We start from the raw sequence: 3378 nt of genomic DNA, 5'->3' as shown, positions 1-3378 counted from the left end.
AACTTGTTAAGACAGGCCGAATTAAGTATGAAAGGAGTGAGCATCCCAGCTATAGCATCATTATTCACAAAGTGTTAAAACAAGTGTTAAAACCACAGGAGCCTCAGAAAAAATAGGTATAGATGGGGGAAAAAAGATACGTAAACGGCATAGTGGTGTTGATACGCAAGGCAATCTGATCCATATCACGGTTCATAAGGCCAATGACACAGGTGCTGGGTGCAGAGTTTTTAAGGAAATGTTGCAAAAATATCCTACATTAAAGGAAGAGTGTGCAGATGCTGGATATAGAAACCCCCTGGAGGAATTTGTGAGAACTCTATTGAATAAAACTATAGCAATCTCAGAGCGTATATCTCAAGAATGGGCCATACTTCCAAAGCGTTGGATTGTCGAAAGAACATTTGCATGGCTAAATCATGAATACTGGTTCTCAAAAAAAGGAGGGCGAGGCAGTGATCTCTCCTAAAAAGAACCGTTTGAGAGCTTCAAATTATGATACACATCTTTATTCAATCCCGTCATTAGATCGAGAATTGCTTCGCTAAACTGAAAGCAATACCGCGCCATTTCTTCGCACTATGACAAAACATTTGTAAATTTTCTGGGCACTATATACTTGGCTTCAAGAGTCATTTAGCTAAATTGAGGACACGGCTCAGTTTGTCCATGCTCACTTCGTTATAAGTTAGGAAAAATTTTTGCTTCCCGATATATTTTTTACTTATTCTTCAGATTTTATTATCCAGAAAAAATGTACTTGCGCTAAGCATGCTAAATGATCCGCTTCTATTAATTTTATCTTCATCTGTAGTGACTCTACTTTGTAGCTGTATTGTAGGATTTAGATTATTACTTAAGATTGAATTTTTTTTGAGCTAAACTTTGATTTAATATTCAAGGTAAATTATTTTTAATGTGTCTCTATTTTTACGATTGGTAATATGTTATTTTAAAAAACACTGGAAGAATAATTTTAATATTACGCAAGTGTAGTTTGCGTCTTAAAAGATGGTGGTGCTTAGAGTGTATAAGTGGATTAGCGTGAAAAGATATCATGGAAATAAGAGTTAGTAATATACAAAAAAATTTTAATAAAGCCAGCGTTTCTTATGATTGTGTTGGAAAAATTCAAAAAAGTTCTGCTAAATTTTTAGTCGATGAAATTCTAAATTTTAAAAACTTTGATCCTAAAACAATTTTAGATGTGGGCACAGGAACTGGTTACCTTCCTGAATTTTTGCTTCCTAAGTTTGGCGCTTCGTCTTTCTATCTTAACGACATCGCTGATAAAATGCTTGAAGTGTGTAAGATAAAATTTTCAAAATATTCTAACGTTTTTTATCTTCCTGGAGACATGCTAGATTTGAATGCCTGTATCTGTGATTATGTAGTAAGTAATCTGGCTTTACAATGGGTTGATGATCTAAGAAATGCTCTAGAATTTCTTAATACTAAAAGTTCTAATCTTTTTGCTTTTTCAACGCTGCTAGAAGGAAATTTTTACGAATGGAGAGATGTTATCAATAAGTATCAAACGATTCATCTTCATAAGTACCCTAAAGAAGGTGATTTAGTGAATGTGTGCTTTGGAATAAAAAAACGTAATCAAATTTTTCAGTTTTGGTCAAAAAATTTTTCGCTAACATTAGATAGTGCTTTGGAATTTGTGCGCTATCTAAAGCTGCTTGGAGCCTGCGCATCACTTGATTCAATCCATTTGACGAATTTTAGAAAGTTGATTCAAGAACATCAGCATCCTTTGACGGTTACTTACAAAGTATTTTTTGGAATTTTTAGAAATACCGATCAATGAAAATTTTTATTTCTGGAACAGGTACAGACGTTGGAAAAACTCTTATTTCGAGCTGGATCGTTTTACACACTGGGTTTTCCTATTTTAAACCTATTCAAACCGGCACAAAAGACAGTACTGATAGTGAAAAAGTTCAAATTCTTTCTGGCGCAAAAGTTTATCCAGAGATTTACAGTTATCCAGAGCCACTATCTCCACATTTAGCAGCAAAAATTGAAAATGATCGCATTGAAATAAATAAAATTGTATTGCCAAAACAAGATACTTTATTAGTAGAAGGAGCAGGTGGAGTTTTAGTCCCCCTTAATGAACAATATCTTATGGTAGATCTTATTAAACACCTAAACATTCCAGTTATTCTAGTTTCTCTTACAAATCTGGGCTGCATAAATCATACATTACTTAGTTTGGAAGCCTTAAGAGCTCGTAACATTCTTGTATTAGGGGTAATCATGAATGGTAGAAAAAATGTTGAAAATAACAAATCTATAGAATACTATGGGCGTGTCTGTATTCTTGATGATTTTCCTTATTTATTTAAAATTAGTACTGTTGTGTTAAAGAATTTAGAGCTTTCCGAAAAATTAAAAGAAATTTTAAATGCGTGATAGTGAATAAGGAATCAAGTAAGGATAGTGCAGTCACGAGATATCGTCTTATAAAGCTGTGTATCTAATTAATTTTCAGTGAAAATCTTATGTGCAAGTGTTTTGTTTTCCAAGATATACAATGGTATTTGCCCTGTTACTTTTTTGAAAATAGTGTTCCTGTTTTGAATAAGCCATCTAGGCCTAAACTTTACTTTACTTGTGTACAAACAATTTTGAATTAGGGGAAGATCAGGTAAATTGATAAAACTCTCACCAGCTGATTTCAGCTGTAGAACTTTTTTACGGAATTTTTGATAAACATTCTTGTGTAATTTATTCTCGTAGTACATGACTTTTTTATGTGACATTAGTCTGTTTATTCCCAACACTATATGGTTTAGATTATGATTAAAGTTTGACGAATTTTGCTCAAACTCTTTAAGAATAATATCAAAGGGAGTTTGATATTTTAACGATTTAAGTTTACGTCGATGATTATAATATAGCTAAGATCATATAAAAGAGTCACAGATAAGTGTTGAAGATTTGATCAATCTAACAATTTTTAGTTCGTCGTATATGCTTAGCTTGAGCCCACTTTTTCTCAACAGGATTCAAATCGGGTGAATAAGAAGGTCAGTACAGTAATGTATGACCAGAGCTCTCAATAATTTTCCGTATTTCTATACCTTTGTGAAAAGAAGCATTGTCCATAACACTCACACTTTTTGTAGGTAGATTAGGTAATAAAATCTGCTGCACCCAAGATGTACCCCATAAGTGTTGAAAGTGTCAAAATAAATGTTTAACAGCATTGAAATCCCCTCCTGAAATAATAATTAATGTTTTAATAAAAGATTTCTTTAGATCTCATGTAAATTGAAATAATGGAGTTTTGAATCCATGCAGTTTCTTTCTAGCCTTGTATATTAAAAATAATAAAGCTGTAATCAGAATCATATAAATATACAC

3 protein-coding genes are annotated in these 3378 nt (G+C 32.6%); all 3 read left to right on the top strand.

Annotated features, from left to right (window positions below; translation table 11 throughout):
* Positions 1–112: 112 nt before the first annotated feature.
* The 3 genes from K737_RS10810 to bioD all read left to right on the top strand — a co-directional run bounded on the left by K737_RS10810 (position 113) and on the right by bioD (position 2424).
* The gene (locus tag K737_RS10810) at positions 113–469 is read left to right on the top strand and encodes a transposase (protein ID WP_327059319.1); all 357 of its coding nucleotides are present in this window, start codon (positions 113–115) and stop codon (positions 467–469) included.
* A gap of 588 nt (positions 470–1057) precedes the next feature.
* A complete protein-coding gene (locus tag K737_RS00530; protein WP_006291304.1) occupies positions 1058–1816 on the top strand; it encodes a methyltransferase domain-containing protein in 759 nt (252 codons plus the stop codon).
* On the top strand, positions 1813–2424 hold the full coding sequence (gene bioD / locus K737_RS00525; RefSeq protein WP_006291305.1) for a dethiobiotin synthase: 612 nt from the start codon (positions 1813–1815) through the stop codon (positions 2422–2424). The genes K737_RS00530 and bioD overlap by 4 nt, the downstream gene beginning before the upstream one ends.
* Positions 2425–3378: the final 954 nt, after the last annotated feature.

This window comes from Holospora undulata HU1 (genome assembly GCF_000388175.3).
In the GTDB taxonomy this organism is placed as follows: domain Bacteria; phylum Pseudomonadota; class Alphaproteobacteria; order Holosporales; family Holosporaceae; genus Holospora; species Holospora undulata_A.
The sequence above is the reverse complement of the archived record's forward strand: the minus strand, read 5'-3'. Positions and strand labels throughout refer to the sequence as shown.

What these genes read in the sequence shown, in the direction of transcription:
- K737_RS00530 (WP_006291304.1), top strand. Translation starts at nt 1,058, where the DNA reads ATGGAAATAAGAGTTAGTAATATACAAAAAAATTTTAATAAAGCCAGC.
- bioD (WP_006291305.1), top strand. Translation starts at nt 1,813, where the DNA reads ATGAAAATTTTTATTTCTGGAACAGGTACAGACGTTGGAAAAACTCTT.